The organism is Photobacterium sp. BZF1 (assembly GCF_014349205.1).
In the GTDB taxonomy this organism is placed as follows: domain Bacteria; phylum Pseudomonadota; class Gammaproteobacteria; order Enterobacterales; family Vibrionaceae; genus Photobacterium.
Map to the genome: position 1 here is coordinate 1 of NZ_JACSOF010000230.1, position 6,696 is coordinate 6,696.

General features: G+C 46.9%; 5 protein-coding genes and 2 tRNA genes. 6 read left to right on the top strand and 1 reads right to left on the bottom strand.

Going from position 1 to position 6,696, the window contains the following annotated elements:
- From BIZ37_RS28810 to BIZ37_RS28825, 4 genes are all read left to right on the top strand, one after another.
- Window positions 1-374, top strand: a 374-nt coding sequence (locus BIZ37_RS28810; protein WP_187464463.1) for a YecA family protein, incomplete at its 5' end; no start/stop codon positions are given.
- Window positions 375-396: 22 nt separating this feature from the next.
- Complete coding sequence (locus tag BIZ37_RS28815; protein WP_187464464.1) at window positions 397-798, top strand: (deoxy)nucleoside triphosphate pyrophosphohydrolase; 402 nt, start codon at window positions 397-399, stop codon at window positions 796-798.
- Between the two features lie 693 nt (window positions 799-1,491).
- Entirely contained in the window at window positions 1,492-1,941 is a 450-nt protein-coding gene (locus BIZ37_RS28820; protein ID WP_187464465.1) for an L-alanine exporter AlaE, read from the top strand.
- 581 nt (window positions 1,942-2,522) lie between these two features.
- Window positions 2,523-2,804, top strand: a complete 282-nt coding sequence (locus tag BIZ37_RS28825) for a hypothetical protein (protein WP_107299152.1) — start codon at window positions 2,523-2,525, stop codon at window positions 2,802-2,804.
- Between the two features lie 123 nt (window positions 2,805-2,927).
- Here BIZ37_RS28825 and mscM read toward each other — a convergent pair whose 3' ends face one another.
- Complete coding sequence (gene mscM, locus BIZ37_RS28830; protein ID WP_187464466.1) at window positions 2,928-6,224, bottom strand: miniconductance mechanosensitive channel MscM; 3,297 nt, start codon at window positions 6,222-6,224, stop codon at window positions 2,928-2,930.
- A 262-nt stretch (window positions 6,225-6,486) separates the two neighbouring features.
- Here mscM and BIZ37_RS28835 point away from each other — a divergent pair.
- Both BIZ37_RS28835 and BIZ37_RS28840 read left to right on the top strand, forming a co-directional pair.
- A tRNA-Ser gene (locus BIZ37_RS28835) sits at window positions 6,487-6,574 on the top strand.
- Between the two features lie 24 nt (window positions 6,575-6,598).
- Window positions 6,599-6,689 (top strand) — tRNA-Ser (locus BIZ37_RS28840).
- Window positions 6,690-6,696 lie beyond the last annotated feature (7 nt).

The following is a 6,696-nucleotide window of genomic DNA, read 5'->3' on the forward strand; positions in this document are numbered from 1 at the left end:
AACTGACAGAGGCGATGCAGCAATTTGCCGAGGGTTTCCTAGCGGTATGGCCGCATATCGAGCCGAACTGGGCTGAGCAGCCATTAAATGATGGCACTATGCGTATGCTATCGGCATTAATCACTACTTTGATGCTGATGCTGGACGAGGAAAATACCTTGGCTCAGATGCAAGAAGCTGGGGTTACCGGCATGCCTGCACCAGCAGAACTCTACACCCAGCTACCATTGATGCTGACCGAAGTGGTAATGGCTGCCGACGATCTACAGCAGGGCAATGCGGCACAGGCTGTTAACCCATTCAAGGAAACAGGCCGAAACGATCCTTGCCCTTGCGGAAGTGGCAATAAGTTCAAGCAGTGCTGCGGGAAGTAAAACGGTGGGCGTCGAGCAGAACATGGCAAAGCCAGAGATTTTGGTCGTTGCTGGTGTGATTGAAAAGCAGGGAAGGTATTTGCTGACCCAGCGATTTGAAAACGCTAGCCAAGGTGGTTTGTGGGAGTTTCCCGGCGGCAAGGTCGAAGCCGGCGAGACCGATGCGCAAGCATTGGAGCGTGAGCTTCAAGAAGAGTTGGCTATCGAAACCACCACTGGACAGTTCCTGGCTGACAGTGTGTTCGATTATGGTGACAAGGTTATCCATTTAAAAGGCTACCTGACGCATTGGGTCTCGGGTGAACTTGTCCTACACAGTCACCAAGATGCCAAGTGGGTAGGGTGTGATGAGATTACTGGTTACGCCCTGTGTCCCGCTGATTATCCGATTGTTGATGCGTTGAAGCACCTTATCTACCAATAACTGCGTTCTATCGCAGCATGGTGCAGAGGCAACGCACCAAGTTTGTCCCGTTTTCAAACCCTGGCTCGTGCTGGGGTTTTCTTTTTATCTGACCAACCAAAGCATCTGAATAAATGATCTTTAATGTCATTTATTGCAGCCAGCAATGGATTTTCTGGTTAGTGTTGAATAATTTCCTGTCTTTTAATGAAAATTTAGCCTGATATTGCTAGTCAAAATTGTGCTTATGAGATATTCCGGTAAAGCCCAAACGGGTGCTACTTTTATTTTTACATTAAATTTATTAAAAACAGTAGCTTATGGGTGTCATTTTCATCCGTTAAACAGGTGCTAGACGCTTTCATTAATAATGCTTCTGAGCGCTCTTACCTTCCTTTCTGCTCTATGGCGTTTAAAACTCATAACTAAACCCTGCAATTGGTACTCGAATGGCCCAGTAAAGGGATGGTTTTGGGCATTATATAGACGGGTTTTAGCCTTTGTGGCACGGGACTGGCGCCAAAGTAGCTGATCATGCCAAATACTGAGCTGAAAGTAGTTGTAAACTTACAAACAAATTAGATCTTTGGTGGGTAATTCTGTTATTTCTCTGTTTTAATACGCGCATTGACTGGGTGGGTGGTAATAATCCAGTTTTTCTAACTGTCATGTTTTTTATCATTGGTCTTATTCACTATATTTTGAGGTTTGGTTATGTCTGTTAAAGGGCCATTTAACGTAAGAAGTGCTGCTGCTGATACTTTTGCAATGGTAATTTTTAGTTTTATTACAGGCATGATGATAGAAGTGTTTATATCCGGCATGACATTTGAACAGTCACTCGCATCAAGAACACTGTCTATTCCGGTCAATATCGCGATTGCTTGGCCGTATGGTGTGTTCCGTGACATGATGATCCGCCAAGGCATGAAGCTATCGGCGACAGGTTGGATGAAAGGCATTTCGGACATGTTGGCCTATGTATTGTTCCAGTCGCCAGTATATGCGTGTATCTTGCTAGTCGTCGGTGCTGACTTTGATCAAATCATCACTGCGGTGACAAGTAACGCGTTCGTCTCAGGTGCATTGGGTGTCGTTTATGGCCAGTTCCTTGAAATGTGCCGCCGTATGTTCCGTGTTCCTGGATACTACCAGCAAGCGTAAAAGTCACTTTGGCCTCGTTGCCTAATCACTATCTAATTCTATAGCCCCGAAGGTTTTGCCTTCGGGGTTTTTTCTATTTCTACCCAGTTGTCCCTCACTTTAGTGCGACAGCACGCTTTTCTACTATCTAGTCAAACTCCAAGTATCCATTATTTTAAGTTTATTTGCGGTTATCTGCTTTTAAATTGCGCGAAAGTGCTCGGATAAGTATTGAACAAGCTGTTTCTGATTGTAAAAACATATCTCTGTTTGTGATGGATATGAAAGGCTGTAAAATTGATATACATCAAAGAAAAGATCGCTTACAAAACAAATTGTTAACTTTTTGTTATTGCATGATTTGTGCCTAATTAATATTTACCCGCTAAATCAGTAAGTTAAATTTGTAGTATTGTATTGTGTTAACTTGATGTTTTGTTTTCAGGGTTGAGATCTTTGATTCCAAAAATGGTTTTTTACAGGTCGCAGGAGCCAGTTCAGGTTAAATTCAGTTACAGGCATAGGGATATTGTTCATGATTTTACTGGCATAGTTACCTCAGTCAGTTCTGCAAGCAAAAACATAATTAATGGGGAAGTAATATGATTGAGGTACATTGGTCGCTAGCAGCAATGTTAGGCGTTAGTCAGTTTGTCCTGTGGGTGAAAATTGGTCTTTTCGGTCGCTTCTTCTCTTGGGTAGACCGCTGTTGCCAAGGTGTCGCCAAAAACATGTTCCGCGTTCTTTACGTAAGAATGCGCCCAACCAGCAAAGCAACAATGCAGCCAACAGAGCTGCCATACATCCTGCGGGGCAAGCCAGCCTCGATGCATTTGGGAAGCTATATTCAAATGCAGAATGAGCGAGCAGCTAGAAAGAATTAAAAAAAGCCCCGTAAGGGGCTTTTTACATTGCAGGGTTTATTATAGAGCTTCGTGTGCATCGAAATAGATCCATTAAAAAGCCCCATAAGGGGCTTTTCGTTTTTCTGAGGTGCCAACTGAGCTTTAACTTTTTGCCGTCCGGCGGCGCTTCATTTGGATTTCCAACTGCGGGCTGGCTATCTGGATACCATGGTGATTGAACTTTTGCTTGATACGGTTGTGTAGGTCGTGTGTCAGGCTCAGGCGGTGGGCTGTCTCTGCCGCATAGGCCCTGACTTCGAAATTCTGGCTGTCGGTTGTCAGCGTTAGGAAGAAGACTTCAGGCGCTGGGTTATCCAGTACCAACTCACATTCTTCAGCCGCTTCGAACAATAGCTTGGTGACCAAATCCGTATTGGCCGAGTAATTCACACTGATCGACAAAGTGACACGGGTGATAGGGTCGGATAGCGACCAGTTGATGAATTGCTCGGTCACGAAGGCCTTGTTCGGAACAATCACTTCTTTACGGTCGAAATCGACAATGGTTGTTGCACGGGTATTGATTTTGGCAATTATCCCAGTCAGGTTTCGAATGGTCACCGTATCTCCAATCCGTATTGGCCTTTCAAACAGGATGATCAAGCCGGAGATAAAGTTGGCAAAGATTTCCTGCAAGCCGAAACCGAGGCCGACACCCAATGCCGCTACCAGCCACTGCATTTTCGACCAGTCAAAGCCGACCATGCTTGAGCCAATCAATATCCCCATAGTAATGGCGATATAGCGGGTCAATGAGGTGATGGCGTAACCAGTGCCGGGGGACAGATCTAGGTGTTGGAGTATCAACAGTTCCATCGCACCGGGCAAGTCGCGGGCAAAGATTCCCGTTAACCAGAAAGCCAAGAGCCCCAGTAACACGCTGCTCACCGATATCGCACTCAGTTCGTCGATACCATCGATTGTATTGGTCACATCCCACAAGGTGAGATCACCTAGGTAGGAGATAGCCTGGTAGAAATCGGCCCATACCGTCGAGAGGAAAGCGAGGTAAATCAGCAGCAGCAAGGTGCGCAGCAAGCGCAGCGACTGGGCACTGATTTTATCGAGGTCAACTTCCGGCTCTTCAATCTCGATTTGCATTTCATTGCTGCCATGGTGCTCATCTTTATCATCCTCCATCTCGGCGATACGTTGGGCAATGATTTCCTGACGTTTGGCCTTGGCGCGTTCAAATGCCAAGCGACGTTTCTGGATCAGCATCAAGCGCTTGACGAGGTAGTAGATCAATATGGTGACAACCCCGAGAACAGCAGAGTACTCCAGCTTGTGCATCACATCCTGAGAGGAGGATAGGTAGCCGTTTAGCGCGGTATAGTTGAGCCCCTGTGGGATCAAAATCAGGGTCCACCAGAATACATGGTGGCCGATATGTGCTTTGCCTTCGGGAAGATCACCGTAAGTCATTGGCAGTTTTTCTTGGCACATCCGCCACAAGAAATAACTGATGGATAAATTGCTGATGATAAACGCCAGCCTGCCAAGGGTCGCATTAACATCAATATCACTATAGAGGTGGGCAAATTGCTGGATCACCATCATTGGCAGGTAAACCCATAGCAGCCGCTTGTAGTGGGTGAAGCAGCGGCCGATGAGATCCTCTTCCCAACCGAAATGGCTGATGAGCAAACCGTTAGGGCGCACTATCTCACGCATGAAGCAGAACATCACAAGGGCCATCGGGACGGTGAGCGCTTGCCCAAGGTGATGGACGAACGGGTACTGCCAGCCACTGGAGAAAATCAGCCCGACTAGCCCGACGATAATCGGTATTGGCCATGCCAGCAAAAATGAGAAAAAAACATTGCTGTAGCTATAGCGGAATTTATCTTGGGTGACTTTTCCGATTTTCTTGCTGGTATCGCTAAGGAAGCGCTTCCAGTATTTGCGGCACCAGTTTAGGCCTAGGATGATCACCGCAATAATAGTCAGGGCGAATGCCAGTTTGACCTTATCGGCAACGGCCGGAAATTTGACGAAACCAATCCATTGGTAGGGTGAAAAGAACCATTTGAGTTTTTCCCAAGTGGCAATCACAAACCTGACACTGACTGGGTTGGTATCCGGTGCCCAGAATAACTGTTTGTTAGCTGAGGTTTGCAGCTCGTTAAGGTTGCTGTTGAGTTGCTCGTAGGACACTTTGAGTGTTGCCTGCTGGTAGATCAAGGTGTCGGTTTGGTCGATGAGCTTTTCAAGCAGGATTTGGTTGGCTTCAATCAGTGCCGTTTCCTGTAGTAGTTGCTTTTCAGTCAGCCCCTCGGTGCCGGGCGCAGATGCTCTATCCCGAAGGGCATCTGAAAGTTGTTGGTATTCATATTTTTTTATCTGGTTTTGGGCAATATCCTTGTCCAACTGCTCTATGGGTGGGTTGGCTGGCAAGCGGCTGATGCGCGTCCGGAGGTTTTCACTGAATGCAGGACTGAGTTTGAGCCACTCTGCCATGGTTTCCAAATCATCGGCAGTATTGTCGACTTCACGGATTTGCTTGCGGGTAGCCGTCAGGCTCTGTTGTACCTGTTCACTCTGGGTGGTAATAGCTTTTAAGGCCGCAATATAGCGCTTGTTGTTGATAGTCAGCTGGCGCAGGCTGTCTGGTTGCCCGTCTAAATCCAGATCAAATTGATCACTTTGCTCTGAGGAGAGATCCGTATCTAGGCGCTGCTGGCGCGAGAGTTCCCGCTGTAAGTTATTGCGGTACGCCTGCCTTGCATCTACTTGCAGGTTTTGCAGTTGGATACGCTGTTTGACCAATGTGCGGCGGTTGCCAGCACTGAGTTGCTCTGCCTCGAGCATATACAACTCGCTGACATAGTATTGGTGGGAGATCTGATGGACCAATTGTTGGTTCTTGGCATCTGGTTGGTTTTCGATTTGGCGCAGGGCTTGCTCTTCTTGTTTGATCAAGTCACGCAGTTGGGTCGAGCGAACAGAGAATTCATCGATCCCTTTTTCAATCGAACCCAGTTCATCCTTGCTGTTGTTGCGGCTTTGTTCCAGCTGTTTGATCTGGGTATCTTGCTCTTTGATGGTATCGCTCAGTTCTTTCTGCGACATATTGCTAAAGTCGGGGAACTTGGTGGTCGCAAAGTTATCGACCTGTTGCCTGAGCCTTTCTGTGAGCTCTGGGAACTCTTCAATCAACTGGCGGTAGCTCTGGGTCTTGTCATCAAACCCCATCGCTTTTTCAATCATCCCCTTAGCATTTTGCAGGGTATCCAGCTCTTTGACGATTTCAGGTGTATTCTCTTGTGCTCTGAGCTGTAGGATCTGTTCATCCAAGGTTTGGTTCCAGACATCATAATGCCCCTCGAGCGCATGGCTGTAGGTAGATGTAAGGCTCAGCACCAAAAAGGTGAAAGCGGAAAATAGCCGGACGATCATAACACTCCAAAATACAAGGCACCCAGAGGCGAAATTGCTTGTTGGGTTAAAATAGCCTGAGAGATAATAGGTTGATAATACGTGTTAAATTGTAGTGTATAACATCCTTGATAGATATCTGGATGAGTGGTTTGCTGGACATTGGAACAATTTGGCCTATTCCTCACCAGTCAAAAAAAGATTTCGGCAAAACACTTGACCCTGATACGCTAAGTGATTACATTAGCCGCCGTTGAGACGCAAGGCGTCAATACAACAATGTGGTGAGGTGTCCGAGTGGCTGAAGGAGCACGCCTGGAAAGTGTGTATACGGCAACGTATCGAGGGTTCGAATCCCTCCCTCACCGCCATCATCCTTTGCGGTGATACAATTCGGAGAGATGGCTGAGTGGTTGAAAGCACCGGTCTTGAAAACCGGCATACGTTAATAGCGTATCTAGGGTTCAAATCCCTATCTCTCCGCCACATTCGA

Bases quoted from the DNA above. Each gene is read 5' to 3' on its own strand.
- BIZ37_RS28815 (WP_187464464.1), top strand. From the start codon at position 397: ATGGCAAAGCCAGAGATTTTGGTCGTTGCTGGTGTGATTGAAAAGCAG.
- BIZ37_RS28820 (WP_187464465.1), top strand. From the start codon at position 1,492: ATGTCTGTTAAAGGGCCATTTAACGTAAGAAGTGCTGCTGCTGATACT.
- BIZ37_RS28825 (WP_107299152.1), top strand. From the start codon at position 2,523: ATGATTGAGGTACATTGGTCGCTAGCAGCAATGTTAGGCGTTAGTCAG.
- mscM (WP_187464466.1), bottom strand. From the start codon at position 6,224: ATGATCGTCCGGCTATTTTCCGCTTTCACCTTTTTGGTGCTGAGCCTT.